This window comes from Mesorhizobium sp. CNPSo 4688 (assembly GCF_057784295.1).
Genome location: NZ_JBWLUY010000025.1, coordinates 1 through 22,386 on the forward strand (window position 1 = coordinate 1; position 22,386 = coordinate 22,386).

Sequence of the window (22,386 nt, forward strand, 5' to 3'; positions counted from 1 at the left end):
TTGTAGCCGACATAGGCGGCACCGCGCTTGAATGTCCGCGACTTTACCGAAACGCGTTGCGCTGGCCGGTCGAATGGCTGCGCGATCACATCGTAACCGGGCCAGTTGTCGGGAACTTTCAAAGCAGGGATGCCGGCGAGCGTGAGCTCCGCGGCAACGATCATCTCGCAAGCATCGCCCATCTGTTTGTGGCTGTCACGGTTGCCGCCCTCGAGTGGCACCCTGTGCTCGGGCAAGGCCAGCAGTAGCTCGGCCGGGCCATCGAACATCTGCGCGACTTCAGCCGGCAAGCCGTCAGCACTTTCCCAACAATGAGCAAGCGTCTTTGCCGAGTAGCCGGTTCGCCATTGCCTCTCAGGTTCGGCGAGGAATGCTTGCCAACTCGTCGGACCTTCGCTGGGAATATAAACCCGCGTCCGACGTGCATTTTGCAGAATGCCCAATGGATGACCCCGCTAGCAGCACGTTCGCCCCTGCTGCTCACGCCATATCCTAGCGGATCATTAGTGAACCTCGGTTTAAAAGTCTCGATATGTATGGTGCATGCCGGTTGACGACCCCGTTAGGGGGAACCTGAGCTGCCATCGAACGCAGCGGCACCCATGCTTTCGCCGCCGAGAAGAAGAGAAATCGCGGCTTGGTCGTGAGGTCCTGATATGCCGCCGGAAAGCATGAGCGGGCCTCAGGATTCGAACATGACGTGAAGTGGGCGATGTCAGAAGCGCATCGTCATCGGCTTGCCGCCGCGCTGCCAGGTTTCGGTGAAGCTATAGGTCTCGAAATAGTTCTCGCGACCCGCCAGCTGGTGATCAATGAAAGGATGGTGTGTGGACAAAACAGCCGGCCGCCTTGGGGGCAGCAAACGGTTGAATTCCGAAAGCGGTCGTGACCAGTCAGGCAAATAGTGCATGACGAGCGAGGCGAGGATCAAATCGAAGGCACCGTCGTCGAAGGGCAGCGGTTCGTTCAGATCAGCGACCAACAAACGTGCCCGGCTCTCAAGGCGACGGTGGGCGATTTCGAGCAAACCCGTACTCGAGTCGATACCGGTCAGGATTGCCCCTCGGTCGACAAGTGCCTTGGCATGGGCACCGCCGCCGCATCCAGCATCGAGCACCCGAAGCCCCTCGACGTTACCCACCATCGAAAGGATGGCCGGCCGTTCGTAGTATGCATTCCAAGCGTTGTTCTCGTTATCAACCTCATAAGCCGCTGCAAACGTGTCATAGTCATTCTCAGCCATGTTGTCCCAGCCACATAACCATTATCGAAGATCAGGGTTTATCGAGTTCTGATGCAATAGATAGTTTCCCTCAAATCGACCGGCCATCAGCTGTGACATGGCGGCTTTGATCAACGGCTCTCTGAGCCGTCTTCAATTGTCGACCTTCGGAATATCCTTCCTATGCTCGATCTGTCCGCCCGCCTGGATCGGGCTCGCGGAACGACGAAATCAATGTTTTCGCCCAGGATTCCCTCGTGCTCCGGATGACCCCGTTAACGGCTTTGCACCCGATTAACATCGTGGCGACATCGCGCACGGGAACGCTAATGCGCTGGGCCAAAAATGTTCCCGCCATGTTCCGGCACGATCCCTGTTCTGCTATGCCACAAGCGCCGCTGTTCTGGCTTTGATCTTATTGTCTGTCAGGACTGGTCAGGCCGGGCCAATCATGTCGTGATAAACGATGCGATACATTTCTTGGCCAGTGGAAACGTCACCGTCGATGCCATCCACAGCTGCCAGCGGCTTCGTGCGGCGATGGTAACGGCGAGAGCCTCTGGTGCCGCCGCCTTCTGATCGCGGCTGAGGAAGGTACGCGATTGTCCGGCCGATGCCTGCGCGAATTATCGGTCAGGCGCGCTGCCCTCGGACTCGGTTCGATGAAGTCTATTTAGAGACAAAACCCTGTTCGGCCATACAGCCCCGAAACACCTCGTCCGAGGTAATTGCCCGGGTCAAGAGGCCCCCATTTGCGCTGGCGAAGTTGTTTGCTGATCTTCCCCTGCAGATTGCCTTCGCCTGCTCGAACCGATTTTGGAAAGACGGTGACGTCGCCTTCCACTGGTCCGAACTGCTGTTACACCCGGTGACGATGAGCATTGCCACCAGAACCCAGCCATAGCGCATGCGATGCTTCCCCCATCAATTCAAAGGCGGCGACGATACCATCGAAATACTCGAAGGAGAACCACTGAGCCCGGTGCGCATAAGCATTGCGCCGGGTCCAGAAACACGGCATCTTCCTTTACCACGGGGGCAATCTCATGATCACTTTCAAAGCCGCGGTCTTCGCCGCTTCCGTTGCCTTTGCATCGGCGGCAGTGGCTCAAGAAGCCTATGAGCTGAACGAGATTGAGCTGGCCGCGATCAAACGCAGCGTGAGCGTCCAACTGAAAGACCCCGACAGCGCGAAGTTTGGGCCAATCAAAGCGGTTCCTTATCCCGGTGTCCAGGAGGGAGTTGTTCTGGCTTGCGGCTTGGTCAACGCGAAGAACGGTTTCGGCGGTTACGCCGGCGAGACGCCGTTTGTGGGCGTTCTGGCCACTTATAGGCAGACAGCGCAGGCCGAGTTTGTTCTTAGAGAAATAGCCGGCGCGGAAACCGACGGCGCCGCCATCATTTCCTATTGCAAGAGCCAAGGCATCCGGTGAAAGGGCAGGTCATGGACCGGAACGATACCTTCCTCGACTATCTCGCACCGATCATCGAGGCGTTCGTGATTTTCTTGACTTCGGCAGGCGCGATAAGTGTTCTGGTAATGGCCTTGGCTTGGCTGTTAGGAACTGGCGTCGGTACAGCGGTGCAGTTGGTCGTCTATGCCTTTGCTACGTCCACCACGATAGCGGTCATGATCAGGCGAGAATTGCGGCTGAAGCGTTAGGGTTGCTGGACCGACCCAAAACCGGCTTCCGCAGCTGCCTTGTCGCCGCCAACTGGCCGCCCTCGAAGTCGACCGTAACGCTTCGGTTGCCAGGCCAGCGCGTGACCAAAGAACAAGCTTTGGCTCCGAGCCCAACGTGCGCACGCTCGGTCGTGCTGTTCGCGACGGTCGCCGTCATGATCGGGCGGCCTTCTGCGATGGCCCGCAATTTCGAGCGGGAGCGCCTGCGGGACGGGCGAAGAGTCGGTCGGGAGTTTTCGCCGCCCAAGACTTGCAATCTCTTGTACGATGTAGTTGGAGCGCTTCACGAAAATGGGGCTGTCGAAAGCCTCGGCCTTCATTTGTTCCTCCCGACCTGCTGAACCGTCAGTTCACGTAAGGCGGGGCCCCATCGACCCCGCCAATCGTCGCACAATGTGTTGTCGGCGCGATGACCCTTCAAGAGGAAAACGCGAGCGATGATGCCATCGGCCATTTGCCTGATCTCTTCCGGCGCCGATCGGCGAGGCAACGACAAGCCATGCGAGGCATGTGCCCTTTCATCCGTCGAGAACCACTACGGTCGCCTCGATCCCAGACCACACCGCGGCGGGTCTTGCTCGGATTACGATAGCGACGCCAAGAAATGGAGAGTGCCGAAGAATAAGATTGTTTTGCTCTTTACCAAAATTTCTGTGTGGCATTTTAATTGCATGAATGGAGATTGCATGAATGGAGATTGAAGAACGAAAATACCCAGGAGAGCTGGCCTCCTCGCTGCAGGTCCACGAACTTGCGGAAGAGTACCGCAAGGCGGCAACCATGCTGCTTCAGCTCGGCCGGCCAGGCAAACCGCTCACTCGAGCGCCGTTCAGGTTGTCGGCGATCCATGCGATCGAACTCTATTTGACCGCGCTATTGCTTCACCGTGGGCACAGCCCCAATCAGATCCGCAAAATGCAGCATGACCTGTCGGCGCGCACGGGGCTCGCCTTGGAAGCGGGGCTGCGCCTTCGCGCAAAAACCGCCAAACATCTTCACTCCCTTAGCCAGAACCGGGAATATCTCGTGACCCGTTACGGCCCGGAGCTGGCTGCAACCGCCTCGCAGATAAACCGGCTTACCGCTACTCTGGACGAGGTGGCGGCAAAGGTAACCATACTGATCGGCTTGTCCTCAACTATGCCGCAGCCGGTCGGCCTTACGCCCGAGACTTCGCCTGGATGCGCGCGATGATGCCGGATCCTAGGACGCAGTCATCAAGGAAGTCGTTCCACTTTTCGGCCGAACGGCGAGCATCGGCAAGCATCTGTCTTAGCTCGTCAATGCCGTCGTCGGTGAGAGCGGTTATCGCCTCCTCCCTACCGTCATGGACACTGATGATGCTGCCATAGCTGAGATTGTCATCGTTGCTGACGATCGCTTGAAGGAGTTCGAGATCCTCCTCAATCATCTGGGAAACGTAGTCGATCGTGAAAACGTGGGTTATTGTCGCCATAAAGCGGCCTCGGTTAGGTGAGCTGACAGGTATCCAATTCCAGGGAAGGGTTTCCTCAAGGTCGATGCGAGGTCAGAGGTTTCCAGCCGTCTTCTGCCCAGTGCGCCACGGCTCTCGAGCGTCTATAAAACGTCACCGAACGTTGCTCCAGCGGTGCCGCTGGAGACCACCCGCAGGCATTCATGAATCGGCTCGGATCGACTAGGCAGTCGACATCTACGAAAGGAACCCACTCCCTCGCCTTCGATCCGCCGACGCAGTACCGCAATGCCAAACATTTTTTTCCATTTGCACAAATAGCGAAACTCTGAAAATAATTTTCCAAGCGTAGAGCGAACGGCCAACGGTAGGTTCGACCAGTGATGGAGCCGGGAGGGACGAACGCTTCACCGCTTTGCTTGGGCAGCCGCCAAGGCGTCGGGTCCGTTTATGAGGCTGCTCGGCCGCGCTTTCAGCCGGTGCCGCATCAAGGCCCCTCCAGACGGTCTCTTAGGAAACGACGATCCCGCGATCGACCAGGGCCGATGTTTTACCAGCCGTCACGGCGATTTTCGCGCAACCGGGAGTCTGCGACATGCTCGAGGTTCCACGATGCCGGTGGTGACGCTGTGCAAGTCAATCATCGGCTCAGCCTTAGCGCTCCACGCTCCGATGGTGCGGACCCGTTCAATGCCGACAATCTTGGGGTCGGCTGTCGAAAGAGGGTACTCCTTGTGGATTATTGCCTCCTTGGCGCCTGTGAGTACGGCGATCCGGGCGAATGTAAACTCGGTGTAGCCACGGCCATAGAGCTGCACCAGACCAGCTGGGCATCGGCTGTAGCCCGTGATGATCGGCAGCTGCTTGCCGAGGTCGATCGCGGATAGCGCCGTCTCGATGCGCTCGTCAAGGCTTGTCTCGGTTTCGTCACGCCAGCCCGTCATGTCCACGAAGACCGCCTCCACGCCAAGTGTCCTGAGGAGGAGTGCCGTGTTGTGGGAACTGTGGGCTTCGCCCTGCGCGGCGAGAACCTCGCGCACGGTATTCAAGTGCTCTTCGAGCCTGAAGGGGCCATTTGAGCAAAGCCGCTGCAGATCCAACAGGCAGCCGCGCACTCCTTCGATGCGGTCGCGAACGAAATCATCGGCGACGTGCCTTTCCGGCGAGCGGCCGAAGACTTCCGCATTGATCCTCCTCATCTCACGATGGACCTCTGCGATCGCTTCGACCAAAGCCGATCTCGATCTGTCGCCCGCAAACGCGCATAGGCGCCGGGCTTGCCAGTTTTCTTGTGCACGAGGAGCAGATCGGTCATTCCACTATAAGCGGATACGACGAATATCCGGTTGTAGAGTGCGCTCCCCTTGCGTCCTCCGATTAGGACGTTCTTGAGTACGGCAGCGGTGTTGGAGATCGACGTGCCTCCGATCTTCTCGACAGTGTGGGCGCTAGGCTCGCGGTTAGGCAAGAGTTTTCACCTCAAAATCCTTTCGGTGAGTTGTCTCAACTCGCAGCACCAGCGGCCATCCATAGCTGCGCACTTCGGACTCCAGATGGTGGAAGATCGCAAATTCCTACTCGCGATCCGGTTTACTTTTGTCAGTCATCGTTGCCTCCCTATTTGGGTATAGACCGGCGGGGATGCCTAGTTCGCGGTCGAACCAGGGAGCTTGCCGGATTGGCGCTGGTCCGAGCCACAGCTCAACTTGGACGAACATCGGTGCCGCCCGGCATAGCGTTTCACGAAGAGGACGTCTCAAAAGTCATGCCAATTGCGCCGAAGGCGCCTTAGAAATAGTTTACTGAGGTTTGTTCAAAGATTTGACCCGAGTGCCGCAGGCAACCAAGGCGAAACAATGTGTCGCGGATCCAACAAACACGACAGTAGGTGTCGGTTGCCCGGTGTTTTCTTAAGAATGGAGAAGGAGTTTAACAACGCGCGACTGGAGCGCATCACATTCCGATCGGCGCTGACGACGAAGCATGCTACAGGCCGGAAATTGAACTGATATAAGTGCGCCGAATGGATACTTAGCATGACGTTCCTTAAACTCGATCCGATCGATCTCAAAATCCTCGACGCCATACAGCGCGACGGGCGCATCACCAAGCTGGCGCTGGCCGACAAGGTCGGTCTGTCGCCGACCCCTTGCTGGATGCGACTGCGCAAGCTGGAAAAGGCCGGCATCGTCTCTGGCTATCACGCCCGTATCGCCATGCGCGTGGTCGCGCCTGTCGCCACCGTGCTGATGGAGGTGACGCTGGCCAACCACCGCCAGACCGATTTCGATCGCTTCGAGCGCGTCATCCGCGACATCTGTGAGATCGTGGCCTGCTGGTCCGTGGGCGGCGGTGTGGACTATGTGCTTAAGGTAATAGCGCGCGACATCGACGCCTATCAGCGGCTGGTCGATAGCTTGCTCGAGCGCGAGATCGGCATCGATCGTTACTTCACCTACATTGTTACCAAGACGGTCAAGGATGAGACCGTCTTGCCCTTGGCCGACTTGCTGCCCGCGCAATGGTAGCCGGACCTCCAGAGATATCCTCCTGCGATAACGTACAATAGAGAGAATCTCTCTACGGGCAGCCATCCAAACAGCCTCTCTGTCTGCCCATGTCGAATAATCTTCCCGTATCAGCCCGACCCGGGAGGCTTCGACAATGTCCGCGCACTTTGCTCGCACGATCCGCCATGACGCGCTCGACCGCCTCTGCGACCGCCGGCTGCTGCGCGAGCTCGCTTATGTCGATGGCCAGTGGACGGCGAGCGAGGCCGCCGAAAGTTTTGAAGTCACCGATCCGGCCAGCGGTGCGACTGTCGCCTTTGTCGCGGCGCTCGATGCCGGACAGACAACAAAGGCGATCGAGGCCGCCTCGCGCGCCTTTCCGGTCTGGCGAGCTCTGCTGCCGCAAGAGCGCTCGAGGATATTGCGAAAATGGTTCGAGCTGATCATCACCGCCAGGGACGATTTGGCGCTACTGATGACACTCGAGCAGGGCAAGCCGCTCAAGGAATCGCTGGGCGAAATCGACTACGCCGCGTCCTTTGTCGAGTGGTACGCCGAGGAAGCCAAACGCCTCAACGCCGAAAGCGTCACCAGCCATCTGCCGAACGCGGGAATGATGGTGCTGCGCGAGCCGCTCGGCGTCGTCGGCGTCGTCACGCCGTGGAACTTTCCCTCGGCGATGCTGACCCGCAAGGCGGCTGCCGCACTAGCGGCCGGGTGCACCATCGTCGCCCACCCGTCTTCGGAAACGCCACTGTCGGCACTGGCGCTGGCCGAGCTCGGCGAGCGCGCGGGACTGCCGGCCGGCGTCTTCAACGTCGTCACTGGAAACGCATCTATCATTGTCGCACGGATGTGCGAGGACCCGCGCCTACGCGCCATGAGCTTCACCGGCTCGACGGAGATCGGCCGATTGATCGCGGCGCAGAGCGCGCCGACGATGAAGCGCCTAGTGATGGAGCTCGGCGGCCACGCGCCGCTGATCGTCTTTGCCGACGCCGACCTCGACAAGGCCGTGAGCATCGCCATCGACGCCAAATTCGCCACTTCCGGCCAGGACTGCCTCGCCGCCAACCGCATCTACGTTCAGCGGCCAATCTATGATCGGTTCTGCGCCGCTTTCGCGCGTCGCGTAGAGACCTTGCGCGTCGGCAACGGGCTTGCCGACGAAACTGACATCGGACCGCTGATGCACGAGCGAGCCGTCAAAAAGGTTGAGGAACAGGTTGCTGACGCGCAGAGCCATGGCGCGCGCTGCCTTGTCGGCGGAAGACTTCACGCGGCAGGATCGCTGTTCTACCAGCCGACGCTGCTTGTCGATGTGCCCGATGAGGCGCTGATCATGCGCGAGGAGACTTTTGGGCCGGTCGCCGCGGTGACGCCGTTCGACAGCGAGGACGAGGTCATCGCCCGTGCCAATGCCACTGAATATGGCCTCGTCGCCTATGTCGTGACCGAGAACGGCGCCCGCCAGCAGCGCATGGGCCGCGCGCTGGACTACGGCATGGTCGCCATCAACCGCGTCAAGATCACCGGCGCACCGATACCCTTCGGCGGCGTCAAGCAGTCCGGCATCGGCCGCGAGGGCTCGCGCCACGGGCTCGAAGCCTTTACGGACCTCAAATATCTCTGCCTGGATGTAGCCAGACCCTGAGCCGAGAGCGCGGCCTTTATGTGCCGCGTCTCGACGCAGATCACCGGATAGCCTGCGGCCGACAGGCCACTGTAGAGCCATTGCGAGAGTGGACCGGCCTCAAGGCCGACGCGCTTGTAGGGGCCGCCAATCGCGCGAAGCAGGGCGCCGATCGCCTCCGGCTCGGTCTCCACCTTGCTCTCTCGAATGAGTTTGCCACCCGTGTCCATTACGCAGACGCTGGTGGCGCGAACGGAAACATCAAGACCGACGAACAGGCCCATGGCAGACCTCCTGACCGGTTGAACCGTTGGAGCCTGCCTGGAAGACCGACCTCCCGCTACTCCCATGCAGGCAGGCCGCCGGAGCCCCAACCATCCGATCTTTTTTTGCCGGCGATTGGCCAGAGCATCGTCCCTTGCCGTTTTCGTCAATGTCCGCGGTGAAGCTCGTCGGCGCGGCCCGCTGATCGACGATAAAGCTGAACGCCTGTCGGAGCGGCGGACCTGCTCCGTTCTCAGTCGCAAGATGATCCGCTACCGGTCCCGCTTTTTAAACGTCATTCCTGAGAAAACGCCGGGCGACCGACACCTACTGTCGTGTTTGTCGAACCCGCGACACATTGTTTTCGCCCCGGTTGCCTGCTGCACTCGGGGTCAAATCATTGAACAACAACTCAGAAAAATATTTCTAACGCTCCCTCGGCAATTGGCATGACTCTTGAGAAGTCCTCTTCGTGAAACGCGACGCGAGGCGCGGCACTTGTGTTCGTCTAAGTTGTTCTTCGCAGCTGTGGCTCAGGACCTGGGTGCACCAATCCGGCAAGCTCCCTGGTTCGACCGCGAACTAGGCATTCCCGCCGACCTGCCAAGCCAATACTTAAATAAGGAGGCAACGATGACTGACCGAAGTCCACCAGATGGCGAGCAGGAATTTGCGATCTTCAACCATCTCGAGTCCGAAGTGCGCAGCTACGCCCGCAGCTTTCCCGTCGTTTTCGCGACGGCGCGAGGGGCTCAGCTGTTTGCGCGCGATGGGACAGCCTATCTCGACTTTCTCATGGGCTGCTCGAGTCTAAACTATGGGCACAATCCCCCCGAGCTGAAGTCCGCGCTCGTAGACTACATTGCGGGCGACGGCATCACCCATGGCCTCGATCTGTATAACGAAGCCAAGGGATCTTTTCTGCGAGAATTCCACGAGACGATCCTCAAGCCCCGGCAACTGGACTACGTCGTTCAGTTTCCCGGTCCAACCGGCGCTAACGCGGTCGAGGCTGCGCTCAAGCTGGCGCGCAAGATCACTGGTCGGTCCAACATTATAGCCTTCACCAACGGCTTTCATGGTGTGAGCCTTGGCGCTCTCTCCTGCACCGGCAACCGATACCACCGGGCTGCCGCCGGCCAGCTGCTCGGCGGCGTCACGCGGCTACCCTATGACGGCTATCTTGGGTCCGCTGTAGACACCGCCGATTACCTTGATCACCTGCTTTCGGATCCCTCCAGCGGCGTGGACACGCCGGCGGCGGTGATTGTCGAGACAGTTCAGGGCGAAGGCGGCCTGAATGTCGCCGGTACGGAGTGGCTGCGCAAGGTGGCGGCCATTGCGCGCAAGCACGGAGCTCTGCTGATCGTCGATGACATCCAGGTCGGCGTTGGCCGGACCGATGCGTTCTTCAGCTTCGAGGCGGCCGGTCTCCGCCCGGACATTGTCACGATGGCCAAATCGATATCGGGCTATGGCCTGCCTATGGCTCTCGTTCTTATCGACCGACAACTCGACAGGTGGGGGCCGGGAGAGCACAACGGCACATTCCGCGGCAATTGCCATGCTTTCGTGACCGCCCGGGCGGCCCTTGAGCACTTCTGGCGGACAGACAGCTTTGCGACGTCGGTCGAGGAGAAAGGCAATCTGCTGAAAAGCCGACTCGAGCAGATCGCGCAGAAGTACGACCCAGGCCGAGCGTCAGCCAAGGGTCGTGGCATGATGCGAGGCATTGATCTGAAGTTTGGCGAGGTTGCCAGTCAGGTCATCAGCACTGCCTTTCAGAATGGCCTCATTGTCGAGACCGCTGGTCCGAAAGACGAGGTCGTGAAGTGTCTGCCACCTCTCGTCATTGGGAAGGATCAACTTAGCCAAGGTCTCGACATCCTTGAGGACGCTATCGACAGCGTGATCGGCCACACAGCGGCCACGGCAGCATAAGAGGTGAATCATGATTGTAAGGGATTTCAATAAGGAGAATCTGACAGCCCGGCGGGTTCAGACGACGGGGAAAGCGTGCAGTTGGGGGGCGCGAGGTGCATGATGCGACCGGCGACCTCAAGTCGCTCCAGGGTGCTCAATCTACGTCGGCAGCGAGATACGGGTCCTTCGCCTCCGCCGTCGGTCACCATTCTAGCCGCATTACACTGACCCTACAGGAGCCCAGCCGCAACCAGAAAGGTATGGCGGCCCGTCATTCGATGGATCTCCCGTGGCTGGCTGTCCGGTGGCTCGCATGTCTACGACATTGCGAAACGAGAAGCTCGCGACAATTGGCCCTGATGTTCAGTGCATTATCAATCCAACGGTAAGAGTACCTGCAATGCATGACGACGCAACGACCCTTGAGGTATCAACATATCTCTGTTCGCTTGACCGAAAGGCCCGCAAAGCGGGCGTGCAATTCAGGATGGGGGAAGATTTTGAGGAGTACCTTTCAATTACAAGTAAGCTTGCCGGGAAATATCCTACCTTTCCGAACTTCCGCCCGGATTGTTCACAGCATAGGCCCGGCCAGGCGTTTTGGGTCGTTGGAGAAGATAAATTCGGGAAAGTAGCGCACGTCCAGGCGCTTCGTGTGGATGATCTGACGCCTACGAACTTGGCGGACCATCTCGAGTCACTGAAAGCCTGCTATGTGGATCCTGCAAGGCATGCCGGCCCGGGTTCGTCGTGTGTTTGTGTCGCGCCGACTGCTCGGATCATAAGCGGGATCGTAGCGTATCACGGTGATTTATGGCTCCGGCGTGACCTTAGAGGGCTGGGCTTAGCACCCACGCTTGCAGGAGTCGCTTTTGGGCTGGCATGGGCGAAATGGTCCCCCGATTTCATCTATGCTCTTGTGCCTACTTGGCTTATCCAAAAGGGAATCGCCGATCAATACGGCTATCTTCACAAAGAAGCACATGGGTCCGTCTTGACTTTACCTGATCGAGACATCGAAGATGATGACTGGCTCATTTGGCTAACTCGAGGCGAGTTATCCCAGCTAATCAAATGCTCGGCGACTGAAACGGTCGAGCGGATTTCTTGAGCGCAGTTTTACTGTCGAGTTTAGCCTTTCTGAGTGCCTTCTTTGATTGCGGTCATGGAAGTCAATTCGCACTACTGCTCGGCAGGAATGACAGACGGCGGCAAGCCAGCGATGGACCGTCGCGGAGCTCGGATTGAGGCGGCTTCAGCCAACGTGACTTCGCCGCGCTCGGCCCATTCGCCATCCCTGTAGATCGCGATGCCGTGCGTGTTGCGGAAGCCTCGCACACGTGACTGCGACCATCCATCCGCTCGACCTGTTCGCTTTCCTGCCCGGTTGATTAGTTCGGCAATGGCCTTGTCGGCCGTCAGTCGCGCGCAGGCGCAAATTATTTAGCTCTACCGACGGACTACCGCGTTTGACCACAGGAGCGGGGACAGCAGGGCCAATCCAGCCACGGACGCTGTTTGCAATGCGAGGACAAAACGCAAAACAGTCATTTCGGCTACCGCAGCATCAATAAGGGATGACCTTGCCACGCCCATGATCGGGGGTAAGTTCTGTACATCGTCACCATATATGCCCGACTTCTTGGATTGAAGAACACTGCTTAGAATCGCACAATTTGAAACAGGCACCAGCACTCCGCAGTAGTAATAGGAGTGGACAATTGCTATTCAGCTAAAGCGACTAGTTTTGTCGTTCACATTCTCCAGCGGCTGTCCTGCCACCCAGCGCTCAAGATTTTCGATGAACTTTGCTACGACATGGACTCGCCAGCCACGGAGGTCCGCCGACATATGAGGTGACACAAACACCTGATCCATACTCCAGAAAGGATGACCCTTGGGTAGCGGTTCCACGGCAAAGACATCAAGCAAAGCGCTCCTTATCCGACCATCTTTGAGTGCGTCAAGCAATGCGTCCTCGTCCACCAAGCCGCCACGGCCGATGTTAATGAAAGAGGAGCCGGGCTTCATTTGTGAAAACCGCGTCGTGCTCATAACTCCCGCAGTCTCCGAAGTTAGCGGCAAAGATAGAATGACCGCGTCTGCTTCAGGAAGGAGATATTCTAGTTCCTCCATGGAGTGCCTGCGCCCGAAGAGAGGGTCATTCATCACTTGGCGACGCCCGACCGCAATTACATTCACCCCTACCGCGCTTAGTAGGTTAAAAATTTCCAAGCCAATCGCGCCTGGCCCGATCAAGACCACAGTTTGCCCTCGAAGCGGCAGGGCCTCTCTCCTTTTCCATTCCTTGGCATGCTGAAATTTTATGGTGTTTCGAAAATCTTTTGCCCCCATCAGCAGTAATCCAAGAACATATTCTGCTATCGGATATTCAAAAACCCCGCGCGTATTGGTTACCACGATCTCCGCAGACGCTAGATCACTCGACAGGGCGGCATCAACCCCCACGCCAGCGATATGGATCCATTTGAGTTTTGGAGGTAATGGATTGTTGCGGATTACTGGGTTAAAAATGTCCCAGAGCAAGAATCCTTCAGCATCCTGTAACTCTCGTATTGCTTCGTTCGCACTTTGAGTGATGACTACATCTGCGAAGTTATCAGCCTCGCTCAAGAATGTAGAACTCTGGTCAAATGCCACCGGTAGTAGAGCTACTATTTTTCGTCGGCGCATTTGAATCCCCTCGAAAGTTGAAAAGAAACTAGCTCAGGCCGCTTTGGGGCAGTCGGTATTCATCGCATATGACGCGCATAGGCGTTGCTCTCGGTCGAGCGAAAATGATATCGGGTGGTCGCGGGCTGCAACAAGCGGTTCGATGATGAGCGGGGTGTTCGGATTCATCCCCAGCTTTGGTGTGAAAGAAAGATACCGCACTGATTATGCCTTGATCGTTTCCCGCAGACTTGAGCCCGGATACTCCTTACGAAACAAACCGCGCTTCTGAAGGATTGGCACGACCGATCGCGTGAAGGCCTCGAAGGAGCCCGGCATTTCTGTGGGCGTCACGATGAAGCCATCGCAGCCGTTATTGTCGAAGAATTCTTGGAGCTGATCGGCCACGTTCTCGGGCGTGCCGATGACTTGCGGGCAAAGTTCGCTTGTGGCAAAACGCTTTGCCGCTTCGCCGAGCGTGAGATTGCTGGCTTTGGTGCCTTGAAGGATGACATCGAAGGAGCCGCGAGAGCCGGCTTCTGCCGGGATATCGCTAATCGGCTTGTCAATCGGATACTGCGACAAATCGAGCCCGGTATGGGTCGACATGAAAGGGATGCCGAGGCGAGGGTCGACCAAGTCATTCACATAAGCTTGTTTCTCGCGGGCAATGGATTCTGTTTCGCCGATGATCGGATCTACCGAAACGAGAATGGCGCAATCGTCGGGATTCCGCCCCGCCTTATCGACGCGACCCTTCAGGTCGGCATAGAATTCCTGCATGTCCGGCAACGAATGTTGAAGCGTAAAGACAAGCTCGGCGTGGCTCGCGGCAAAATCGCGGCCGCGCGGTGACGATCCGGCCTGCATAATGACCGGGTAGCCCTGAGGGCTCGGCGGGACGGTGAACACGCCCCTTGCCCCGACATATTTCCCGGTGATTTCGGTGCGGCGCATCTTTACCTCATCAATAAAGTCGCCGCTTTCCTTGTCGAGGACGAGCGCACCGTCGGGCCACCCCGTCCACAAGTCGAGACAGGCTTTCAGGACCTCCTCGGCACGGTCGTAGCGTTCACTACGCGGCAGGAGCGCGTCCTTGCCAAGAATGTGCGCCTCCCTTTCGATTGCGGAAGTCACGATATTCCAAGCGATGCGACCGCCGCTGAGGACATCGAGCGAGGAAAGCACCCGGGCTATCGCATAGGGTTCGTGGAAACTTGTCGATATTGTCACACCGAGTCCGATGCGCGACGTTGCCCGTGCCATCACCGCGACAAGCGGGACAGGATCGAGCAGCGACATCTGACCGCCCCGCGCCATGACGGTTTCGTTATAAAAAGACAGAACATCGGCGAAGAAGAATGCATCAAATCTGCCGGCCTCGAGCGTTCGCGCCAGTGTTTCCCAGAACGCTGGGTCGAGAAACCTGTTCTCTGTTTGCGGATGGCGCCACATGGCATGGTGATGGGAAGTGGGCCCCGCCATGAGAAACGCTACGAACTTCATCTGACGCGACATTATGGGCTCCTCCGATTGAGTTTTGACGTATATGTTCACATCGCCGCAAGGGATGTGCCAACCGACGAAGTCGTTGGGCTAAGTGATTGATTTGCCAAAATACTGTCCTCAATTCGTGAAGTAAGAACCAAATATTCTCGCAAAGCGCACAAGATTCTGGATCTGATGGCAGATTCGGGACATGGTGATCTGTTCATAGTCAGACATGGCGACCGAACCAATGAAGGCGGGTTATCTTGCAGGCTTGGGGTCAGCCGACTAACACGGTCTCGATTCAATTTCCCTCTGCCGAACGCTGACAATCCACAGGTGTGGTTCCCCTATCGGCGTACAATGCTCGATGACTGGCTCAGCAGTCCGTGTCTTGCCTTCCAACCGCGAAAAAAACAGTGCATCTCGACGGTCTTCGATTTCTGTTGGACCGAGCCACAGCCGGTCGGGTGAGTTGCGTGCGTCAAGTTCTGCAAAAAATGGCGTTGCATTCAGCGGTGACGTTGGCGTGTCCGCCGCGCAGCCCCCGTGTTTAGCGGAGCGGCGGACATGGCGGAGAGCGAAGAGCTCCCCATCGTCGCTTCCTGCCGGCAGGTCAATATTGCCGAGGCGCGGCTCGTGCCCATGGGTGTGCCCATCATTCGATCACTATCAGTTGACGCGGATAGCTTGCCAAGCATTCCGCCAGTTTGTCGGTGACCAGAATGCTTTCAGTGATCTCTATCCCCCAGTCACCAAACCAAAGGCCTGACATGAAGTGGAAAGTCATTCCAGGGCGCAGTTGGGTATGGTCACCAAAGCGGAAGCTTGCCGAATGTTCACCCCAGTCGGGAGGGTAAGCAAGACCAATCGAGTAGCCCGTACGGCTCGGCTTCTTAAATCCATAGCGTTCGACAATGCGGTAATAGGCCTCCGCAACATCTTCACAGGTATTGCCCGGTTCGGCCTTCTCAAGGCCGGCCGCCATTCCCTCGAGCACGGCCTTTTCAGCGTCGACGAACTTCTGGTCCGGCTTTCCAAGGTAAAACGTTCTTGAGAGAGGGCAATGGTAGCGCTTATGGACACCTGCTAGTTCGAAGAAAATGCTTTCACCAGAGCGAAGAGTGCGGTCGGACCAGGTCAGATGCGGTGCGGAGGCGTCGACGCCGGCGCCGATCATTGGAACTGCCGCTGGGTAGTCGCCCCAGAAGCCATCAACGCCACGAGTGGCGGTGCCGTAGATCTCAGCAACCACGTCAGACTGCTTGACGCCAGGCCGGAGCACTTCGGCCACGCGTTGGTGCATCGCCGTTACGATCTTGCCCGCTGTCTGCATGTACTCGATCTCTCGCGCCGACTTGACGATCCGCTGCCATCTGACCAGACGGGTAGTGTCCTTGAATGCGGCGTTCGGAAGCACCGAAGAAAGCGCCTCGAAGGCTGCATGGGTGAAATAGTAGTTGTCCTTTTCAATCCCGATGACGCCAGTGGACCAACCCTGATCCTTGATCAGCGAGCCAAGTGCGGTCATTGGGTGATATTGAGAAGATTGTACGTAGTGATCAGCATACGATCTTATTCGGCTCTCATCCATGTAGATGGTACGACGGGCGCCGTTGGCGTCCATCTCCCGCCCGAACCAGAGGGGATCTTCGTCCTGACGGACGAGCACACACTGGTGCACATAGAACGACCAGCCGTCGTAACCGGTCAGCCACGCCATATTTGCGGGATCTGTGACGATAAGAAGATCAACGCCCTCGTGCTCCATTGCCTTTCTGGTCGCCTTAAGCCGGCTCTTATACTCGGAGACCTCAAAACGTAGTGGAGCGACAGTCATATTTTTTCCTTTGAATACGCTCGGTCAGACAGATGCAGCTACCCCCTGCACGGATGAGCGGCCACTGTCCTTGTGGCCGCTCCAGGCACCGGTTTCGAAGCCTTCGCCGCGGGCGCGCAGATCTTTCCTCCATCATCAACGGCAGCAACGCCATGCTTTCCGGCACGCCAGTTGGCCCTGACGAAGGCGCCGGCGCCAATCGCAGACCTGCCAGGCGCTCGCGCCGTGCTTGCGAGCGACCGCCGCCACCGGTCCCCCGATCCGGCTCTCGGCCACTGATCGTGTCCGACGCCCTTGGGCCTTCCAAAACCTCTAGCCGACGACGGTAACCTCTGGTCGTCCAAATGGGCGTCCATTTTTGCCGTCTGCTCCCACGCTAAACTGAGGCAGGTCGTGACTTTGACCTTCAACAATCGTGCCAACTGCACCGACAGAAACGTCAGAGCAAATATTTTGGCAATCTTTCAGGTTAAGTTTTCGCACAGCAGGATCCCTTCTAATATAACGCGGTCGTGTCGGAATCTTGATAACCCGACAGCTGTGTCGGTTTTCGATGTCACCCGGGGAAGTCGGATGATTCCTTCGCGATGTTTATCCAGCCGACGTCGCCCAGGTGCTGTTGGCGCGGGCCTGCTACCTTGGTCGTGGTCGAATAGCTCGGCCATTCGGCTTTCGCCCTCACAGATCGGGGCGGGTGGGATTTCCTGCACCTCCTGCGCCCAATGCGCGAGTGATGCGGGCGGAGGCCTGCTGTCAGGATCACGGACTCAGACCGCGCCATCACCAAGGCACAGTCTCGCTGTTGTCGCCTTGTAATTGGCTTCGCAGGTAAACCCTGACGCAGGCCGACCAGATTCCATCAGAACCGGCTTGACATAGTTCAGAGCAGAACTGGTTCAGGTTCGCTGTGTAGCAAATTATGAATGACGTCCAATCCGCGGTGAAGTTCCTCTTTCGTGGTCGACCCGACTGAAACGCGGACAGCCGGATGATTTTCCGAAATCGCAAATGCTGAGCCGCGCGCCAAGACCACGCCCTGCATGCGAGCGTGTGAGACAAACTCATCTTCTGGAAACCGGTCACCGAGGGGGAGCCATATGTGGAGACTTGCATGGTTAGAATTGTACCGAACACCTTTGAGAACAGAGGCAACCAGCTCGTGCCGCTCAAGAAGTGTTGCGCGTTGCCATTCCACGAATTGTTGGCAGGTTCCATCCTCGACCCACCTTGCTGCGATTTCAGCGATCAGCGGTGTGGCGCTCCAACTGGTGACGTTTTGACGATTTTCGACTGCAGGGAGGAGGCGTTCCGGCGCGACGAGATAACCCGTGCGCAGGCCGGACATGATGGGTTTCGTGAAGCTTGTGATATAAATGGTCCGCTCGGGCGCCAGAGCCTGAAAAGTTGGCGGCCTGTTGTCTACGAGCGGCCCCAAAGCGTCATCCTCAATGATCTGCAAGTCATATTTTCGAGCGATCTCCACAATCGCATTGCGCCGCCGTTCGCCCATAATGAATGCGGTTGGACCAAGAGCATTGGGCATCATGAAGAGCGCGCGAATGACGTGTTGCTGGCAGACGCTTTCGAGCGCATCGGGGATCAATCCCTCCTCGTCAATGGGGACACCCTGAACCTTTAGACCAAGATACGAAGCCAATGGCAGCATCACGTGGAGCCCTGTCGCCTCGGTAGCGATCGTCATGCCGGGCTGACAGGTGGACATGAAAGCTACTGTCAAGGCGGGCGTTCCGCCATTCGTCAAATGTACTGTCCTCTCATGTGTAACGACACCGCAATATTTCAGCCATTCAGTTGCAATCGAGCGATGACGCGCGAAAAGAGTTCCTGGGCGAGAGCCGAACACAGTGCTTGGCGGCAAGTCGACAGCTAACGCCCCAAGTGTCTCCTTCATACGTTCGAGGTGCAGAATGTCAGAGACGGGCTTCAGTATCGACAGGTCAATCAATCCGGAAGTGCGCAGGGGGGCGTATGGCGTGACAGCTTCAGAATTGACGCTAGGACCTTTGATAAATGTGCCGCGTCCAATTTCCCCAGCGACGAGACCGCGACGAGCGAGTTCTTCATACGCTCGAGACACAGTAGGTAACGAGACCCCGAGCTTATAGGCAAGCTGCCTTTGCGGCGGAAGCTGCTCGCCTGGCTTCAAAGCCCCAGAAGAGACGGCTCCGGCGATCCGATCCGCAATCGAGAGAAAATACGGCGGCGTGAGACGTTCGTTGAGTGGCGTCCATATTGTCATGCCCTGGCTTCCTGTTGTCGACTCCCTTTGATGTGCAAAAATTGTACCATTTCGAATGGCGCAACCAGAGGAAGCAGATGATGGAACGTAATGTCATTGTACAATTTAGTCAATTGACTTCACATTGCCCGATTGTCATGTTTGTTACCGGCAGCGGCGAAAACAGCAGTCTGCCCTAGGTCGAGACGAAGCTCTCGTCATGTACCTGCTGGATCGCTCCTAGGTATGTGGCAAGAGCAGCGAGCATCGGAGCGGGAAATTCCGATCGATGTCCTGGCGCGGCGATCTAGAAGAGCCATCAGAAAGGGAACAACAATGGCATCAAACATAAAACGGCGGTCTTCTTTTGCTCCTCGCGGGCTCGCAACTGTGCTGACCGCAATCCTGGCAATCACAGCGGGGAGCGCTGCGATCGCGGAGGATCTCGACGTCAACCAAGAGATTTCGATCGCCATCGGCGGTGAGCCGCCCTATACGGAGTTGAAGCCCGACGGTACATTGAGTGGCGCTGGCCCCGACATCGATCGAGGCGCCTTGGCGCTTTCCGGGTTCAAGAACTTCAAAGGCGAGCTGATACAGTACGGGGCTATGATACCCGCCCTGCAGGCAAAACGCGTAAGAATTCTCTCAGCCGGCTCTCTCAACATTCGCCCCGAACGGTGCGCCGTGGTTGATTTCGCTGAACCGGCCATCTGCACTGCGCAAGCTTTCCTGATCCGCTCCGACATGAGTGGCAAGTTCAAAAGCTATAAGGAAATTGCCGACCTGGGCCTCAAGCTGGCGGTGGGCGCCGGAACTTTGCAGGCCCGGGATGCGCTCTCAGCCGGAGTGAAACAGGAGAACCTGGTTCCCTATCCCGACAACACCAGTGCGGTGAAGATGCTGCAAGACAAGCGCGTCGATGCCATCGCCCTCAATGATGCGGGTGTCATAGATATGAAGGCACGGTCGGGTGATGATACTTTGCAGACCATCATACCGATCGCCAACACTCCTATCGATTGTGCCGCCGCAGCCTTCAATAAAGAGGATAAGGCGCTGCGCGACGCCTACAATGTAGGCCTGAAAAAGCTGAAGGACAGTGGCGAGTTCGAGAAGATCATGGCGAAATATGGTCTTCAAACGAACTACAAGATTCTGGCTAATGCCAAGTCAGCAGCTGAGATGTGCAATCCGTAATTCACTCCAGGTGATGACGCCCAGCAGCAAAGTGCTGCTGGGCTGCCATCGCACGAAAGGAGACAGCGCAATGGGATTGCATGTCGCATCGAAGGCCCCAGATTGCCCGCCCATCATCGAATTCCGGGATGTTGAGAAGAGCTATGGTTCTCTCAAGGTGCTGGAACAACTCTCGTTCTCAGTGAATGCTGGTGAGCATCTTGCGCTGATTGGTCCATCGGGTTCGGGGAAAACGACGATCCTTAGAATTTTGATGACGCTCGAGTCGGTTACGGCTGGAGATGTGATCGTCAATGGCGTTTGCCTAAACCACGAGCAAAGAGGCGGTAAACAAATGCCTTCGTCGGAGGCGCATCTACGCAAAATGCGTGCTGCCTTCGGAATGGTATTCCAACATTTCAACCTCTTTCCGCATAAAACCGCTCTTCAGAACGTCGCCCTCGCCCCGGTGCTGACTGGAAGCCTATCGAAGGCGGCAGCCAAAGAACGTGCGCTGCAAATGTTGGAAAACGTCGGGCTCGTCGACAAAGCGAATGAGTATCCGTCACGATTATCTGGCGGCCAAAAACAACGTGTCGCGATTGCTCGTGCTCTGGCTTTGCAGCCAAAGATTCTGCTTCTCGACGAGATCACCTCCGCCCTCGATCCGGAACTGGTGGAAGAGGTCCTAAACGTCATCACAAATCTCCGAAACGAGACCGACATGACGATGCTCCTCGTTACCCACGAGATGGGTTTCGCCAAGGATTTTGCCGATCGAGTGCTGTTCTTCGAGCGCGGCAAGATCGTTGAAGAAGGGCCGCCGTCGGAAATCTTTCAGTCGCCTCACCACGAGCGCACGAAAAGCTTCCTTCGCAAGATAATCGCCGCAGGCCATCGCGTTTAAGTCGGTCGGTCAAGGCAAGTAGGTCATCAAGTGAATAGTTTTGAATCTGCAATAGGATACAGTTGGTTCGTACTCACGGGGGCTCTCGCTACCGTCGAACTTACGCTCTTGAGCTGCCTGCTCGCTTTGATGCTGGCAATGCTAGCCGGTATTGCTCTTACTGCGGACAATATCTTCGTGCGTGCCGTGACGCGAACCTATGTGGAGATCTTCCGCGGCACCTCGGTGTTTGTCCAACTGTTCGCGGCCTATTTCGTTCTGCCATTTGTGGGCGTTTCTCTATCTCCATTGCAGTCCGGTGTCCTGGCGCTGGGATTAAATGGGGGCGCTTATGGCGCTGAAGTCGTTCGAGCAGCACTCAACGCCGTCGGTCGCGATCAGCGGGAGGCAACTGTCGCGTTAAACCTGACGCGGTGGCAGGCGCTCTGGTGGGTGATCCTTCCCCAGGCGGTCGTGTTCATGCTGCCGAGCTTTGGAAATCTTGCAATCGAGCTCATGAAAGGCACTGCGGTTGCGTCCCTTATAACCGTCTCGGAGCTGACGTTCCAGGCGCAGGTGGTACGAGGCCAAACGGGCGACACCGCCATGCCCTTTCTACTCATCATGGTCACTTATCTTCTAATCGCGTCTGTACTGACGAGCTTCGTGCGGTGGCTTGAAAGACGCTTTGGCCGTGGCATCACAAGCGTAAGCACCTGAGGTCGGACATGATCTGGAGTTGGGAATTTGTCTCTGAGATCACGCCCGATTTGCTCAAAGGGCTCGTGGTCACAGTCAAGATAACATTGATCTCGTCGGTTGTGGCTTTGAGCATCGGTCTATGCTTCGCCATCGCCAAGATGTCTTCAAACAATCTCGTTAGCCGTTCTGCGGTCCTTGTGACAGAGGCCATTAGAAGAACGCCGTTGTTGGTTCAGCTGTACTTTCTATTCTATGTCCTGCCAGACATCGGAATTGTTCTGTCTCCCATGGTCGCCGGGACGATTGGCCTCGGTCTCCACTACGGCACTTACGTGTCAGAGGTCTATCGCGCCGGGATCATCAATGTTCCAGCCGGGCAATGGGAAGCTGCGCGGGCTTGTAACCTGACAAAAAGGCAGACGTGGACGGAAATCGTGCTGCCGCAAGCCATCCCCCCGATGATCCCACCCTTGGGGAATTATGTGATCGCGATGTTCAAGGAGACGCCAATACTATCAGCGATTACCGTCCTCGACCTTATGGGCGAAGCGCTAGCCAAGGCCAACTTCAGCTACCGCTATCTCGAACCAATCACTCTCGTCGCCCTGGGCTTCCTGTTCGTCAGCCTTTGCTCCGCGGCCCTTATTCGGCTTTTGGAAAACTATCTGAAACTTCGGACTGCCTGAGCAGCCGAACTGAGGACTCAAC

The 22,386-nt window shown here is 57.3% G+C and carries 18 protein-coding genes and 1 pseudogene; 11 read left to right on the forward strand and 8 right to left on the reverse strand.

The window, feature by feature from the left end; translation table 11 throughout:
• Both AC04SH_RS30495 and AC04SH_RS30500 read right to left on the reverse strand, forming a co-directional pair.
• On the reverse strand, positions 1-443 hold a 443-nt coding region (locus AC04SH_RS30495; RefSeq protein WP_488481468.1), incomplete at its 3' end, for a DUF6946 family protein.
• A 160-nt stretch (positions 444-603) separates the two neighbouring features.
• Positions 604-1,243, reverse strand: a pseudogene (locus AC04SH_RS30500) (class I SAM-dependent methyltransferase); the annotation flags it as partial.
• A 1,025-nt stretch (positions 1,244-2,268) separates the two neighbouring features.
• On the opposite strand from AC04SH_RS30500, the gene AC04SH_RS30505 reads away from it, so the two are divergent.
• From AC04SH_RS30505 to AC04SH_RS30515, 3 genes are all read left to right on the forward strand, one after another.
• Positions 2,269-2,655 carry a hypothetical protein gene (locus AC04SH_RS30505; RefSeq protein ID WP_488481469.1) on the forward strand — a complete coding sequence of 129 codons (387 nt, stop codon included), beginning with the start codon at positions 2,269-2,271 and terminating at the stop codon, positions 2,653-2,655.
• Positions 2,656-2,666: 11 nt separating this feature from the next.
• Entirely contained in the window at positions 2,667-2,885 is a 219-nt protein-coding gene (locus tag AC04SH_RS30510) for a hypothetical protein (RefSeq protein ID WP_488481470.1), read from the forward strand.
• 711 nt (positions 2,886-3,596) lie between these two features.
• On the forward strand, positions 3,597-4,100 hold the full coding sequence (locus AC04SH_RS30515; RefSeq protein ID WP_488481471.1) for a HEPN domain-containing protein: 504 nt from the start codon (positions 3,597-3,599) through the stop codon (positions 4,098-4,100).
• Here the strand turns inward: AC04SH_RS30515 and AC04SH_RS30520 are convergent.
• Together AC04SH_RS30520 and AC04SH_RS30525 are read right to left on the reverse strand one after the other, a co-directional pair.
• Positions 4,066-4,362: a protein-tyrosine phosphatase family protein gene (locus tag AC04SH_RS30520; RefSeq protein ID WP_488481472.1), complete on the reverse strand. Its 297-nt coding sequence runs from the start codon at positions 4,360-4,362 to the stop codon at positions 4,066-4,068. The genes AC04SH_RS30515 and AC04SH_RS30520 overlap by 35 nt on opposite strands.
• A 539-nt stretch (positions 4,363-4,901) precedes the next feature.
• A complete protein-coding gene (locus AC04SH_RS30525) occupies positions 4,902-5,573 on the reverse strand; it encodes an amino acid kinase family protein (RefSeq protein WP_488481473.1) in 672 nt (223 codons plus the stop codon).
• An 804-nt stretch (positions 5,574-6,377) separates the two neighbouring features.
• Here AC04SH_RS30525 and AC04SH_RS30530 point away from each other — a divergent pair.
• The 4 genes from AC04SH_RS30530 to AC04SH_RS30545 all read left to right on the forward strand — a co-directional run bounded on the left by AC04SH_RS30530 (position 6,378) and on the right by AC04SH_RS30545 (position 11,782).
• Positions 6,378-6,869: an Lrp/AsnC family transcriptional regulator gene (locus AC04SH_RS30530; RefSeq protein ID WP_488481474.1), complete on the forward strand. Its 492-nt coding sequence runs from the start codon at positions 6,378-6,380 to the stop codon at positions 6,867-6,869.
• A gap of 136 nt (positions 6,870-7,005) precedes the next feature.
• Positions 7,006-8,505: an NAD-dependent succinate-semialdehyde dehydrogenase gene (locus AC04SH_RS30535; RefSeq protein ID WP_488481475.1), complete on the forward strand. Its 1,500-nt coding sequence runs from the start codon at positions 7,006-7,008 to the stop codon at positions 8,503-8,505.
• Between the two features lie 876 nt (positions 8,506-9,381).
• Positions 9,382-10,689 (forward strand): diaminobutyrate--2-oxoglutarate transaminase, encoded by a 1,308-nt coding sequence (ectB, locus tag AC04SH_RS30540; RefSeq protein ID WP_488481476.1) that lies wholly within the window; start codon positions 9,382-9,384, stop codon positions 10,687-10,689.
• A 382-nt stretch (positions 10,690-11,071) separates the two neighbouring features.
• Positions 11,072-11,782 (forward strand): hypothetical protein, encoded by a 711-nt coding sequence (locus AC04SH_RS30545; protein ID WP_488481477.1) that lies wholly within the window; start codon positions 11,072-11,074, stop codon positions 11,780-11,782.
• Between the two features lie 617 nt (positions 11,783-12,399).
• On the opposite strand, the gene AC04SH_RS30550 is transcribed toward AC04SH_RS30545, so the two are convergent.
• From AC04SH_RS30550 to ehuR, 4 genes are all read right to left on the reverse strand, one after another.
• Complete coding sequence (locus AC04SH_RS30550) at positions 12,400-13,365, reverse strand: D-2-hydroxyacid dehydrogenase (RefSeq protein WP_488577720.1); 966 nt, start codon at positions 13,363-13,365, stop codon at positions 12,400-12,402.
• Between the two features lie 204 nt (positions 13,366-13,569).
• Positions 13,570-14,862 carry an LLM class flavin-dependent oxidoreductase gene (locus AC04SH_RS30555; RefSeq protein ID WP_488481479.1) on the reverse strand — a complete coding sequence of 431 codons (1,293 nt, stop codon included), beginning with the start codon at positions 14,860-14,862 and terminating at the stop codon, positions 13,570-13,572.
• 628 nt (positions 14,863-15,490) lie between these two features.
• Positions 15,491-16,672, reverse strand: coding sequence for a M24 family metallopeptidase (locus AC04SH_RS30560; RefSeq protein WP_488481480.1), 1,182 nt, complete (start codon positions 16,670-16,672; stop codon positions 15,491-15,493).
• An 880-nt stretch (positions 16,673-17,552) separates the two neighbouring features.
• A complete protein-coding gene (gene ehuR / locus AC04SH_RS30565) occupies positions 17,553-18,932 on the reverse strand; it encodes a MocR-like ectoine utilization transcription factor EhuR (protein WP_488481481.1) in 1,380 nt (459 codons plus the stop codon).
• A gap of 315 nt (positions 18,933-19,247) precedes the next feature.
• On the opposite strand from ehuR, the gene ehuB reads away from it, so the two are divergent.
• The 4 genes from ehuB (at position 19,248) to ehuD (ending at position 22,364) form a co-directional block, all read left to right on the forward strand.
• Positions 19,248-20,111: an ectoine/hydroxyectoine ABC transporter substrate-binding protein EhuB gene (gene ehuB, locus AC04SH_RS30570; RefSeq protein WP_488481482.1), complete on the forward strand. Its 864-nt coding sequence runs from the start codon at positions 19,248-19,250 to the stop codon at positions 20,109-20,111.
• Positions 20,112-20,181: 70 nt separating this feature from the next.
• Complete coding sequence (gene ehuA, locus AC04SH_RS30575; RefSeq protein ID WP_488481483.1) at positions 20,182-20,997, forward strand: ectoine/hydroxyectoine ABC transporter ATP-binding protein EhuA; 816 nt, start codon at positions 20,182-20,184, stop codon at positions 20,995-20,997.
• A gap of 51 nt (positions 20,998-21,048) precedes the next feature.
• Positions 21,049-21,696 (forward strand): ectoine/hydroxyectoine ABC transporter permease subunit EhuC, encoded by a 648-nt coding sequence (gene ehuC, locus AC04SH_RS30580; RefSeq protein WP_488481522.1) that lies wholly within the window; start codon positions 21,049-21,051, stop codon positions 21,694-21,696.
• An 8-nt stretch (positions 21,697-21,704) separates the two neighbouring features.
• Positions 21,705-22,364 carry an ectoine/hydroxyectoine ABC transporter permease subunit EhuD gene (ehuD, locus tag AC04SH_RS30585; protein ID WP_488481484.1) on the forward strand — a complete coding sequence of 220 codons (660 nt, stop codon included), beginning with the start codon at positions 21,705-21,707 and terminating at the stop codon, positions 22,362-22,364.
• Positions 22,365-22,386: the final 22 nt, after the last annotated feature.

Bases quoted from the DNA above. Each gene is read 5' to 3' on its own strand.
- AC04SH_RS30550 (WP_488577720.1), bottom strand. From the start codon at position 13,365: ATGCGCCGACGAAAAATAGTAGCTCTACTACCGGTGGCATTTGACCAG.
- AC04SH_RS30520 (WP_488481472.1), bottom strand. From the start codon at position 4,362: ATGGCGACAATAACCCACGTTTTCACGATCGACTACGTTTCCCAGATG.
- AC04SH_RS30505 (WP_488481469.1), top strand. From the start codon at position 2,269: ATGATCACTTTCAAAGCCGCGGTCTTCGCCGCTTCCGTTGCCTTTGCA.
- AC04SH_RS30530 (WP_488481474.1), top strand. From the start codon at position 6,378: ATGACGTTCCTTAAACTCGATCCGATCGATCTCAAAATCCTCGACGCC.
- AC04SH_RS30535 (WP_488481475.1), top strand. From the start codon at position 7,006: ATGTCCGCGCACTTTGCTCGCACGATCCGCCATGACGCGCTCGACCGC.
- AC04SH_RS30515 (WP_488481471.1), top strand. From the start codon at position 3,597: ATGGAGATTGAAGAACGAAAATACCCAGGAGAGCTGGCCTCCTCGCTG.
- AC04SH_RS30545 (WP_488481477.1), top strand. From the start codon at position 11,072: ATGCATGACGACGCAACGACCCTTGAGGTATCAACATATCTCTGTTCG.
- AC04SH_RS30555 (WP_488481479.1), bottom strand. From the start codon at position 14,862: ATGTCGCGTCAGATGAAGTTCGTAGCGTTTCTCATGGCGGGGCCCACT.
- ehuB (WP_488481482.1), top strand. From the start codon at position 19,248: ATGGCATCAAACATAAAACGGCGGTCTTCTTTTGCTCCTCGCGGGCTC.
- ehuD (WP_488481484.1), top strand. From the start codon at position 21,705: ATGATCTGGAGTTGGGAATTTGTCTCTGAGATCACGCCCGATTTGCTC.
- ehuA (WP_488481483.1), top strand. From the start codon at position 20,182: ATGGGATTGCATGTCGCATCGAAGGCCCCAGATTGCCCGCCCATCATC.
- ectB (WP_488481476.1), top strand. From the start codon at position 9,382: ATGACTGACCGAAGTCCACCAGATGGCGAGCAGGAATTTGCGATCTTC.
- ehuR (WP_488481481.1), bottom strand. From the start codon at position 18,932: ATGACAATATGGACGCCACTCAACGAACGTCTCACGCCGCCGTATTTT.
- AC04SH_RS30560 (WP_488481480.1), bottom strand. From the start codon at position 16,672: ATGACTGTCGCTCCACTACGTTTTGAGGTCTCCGAGTATAAGAGCCGG.
- AC04SH_RS30510 (WP_488481470.1), top strand. From the start codon at position 2,667: ATGGACCGGAACGATACCTTCCTCGACTATCTCGCACCGATCATCGAG.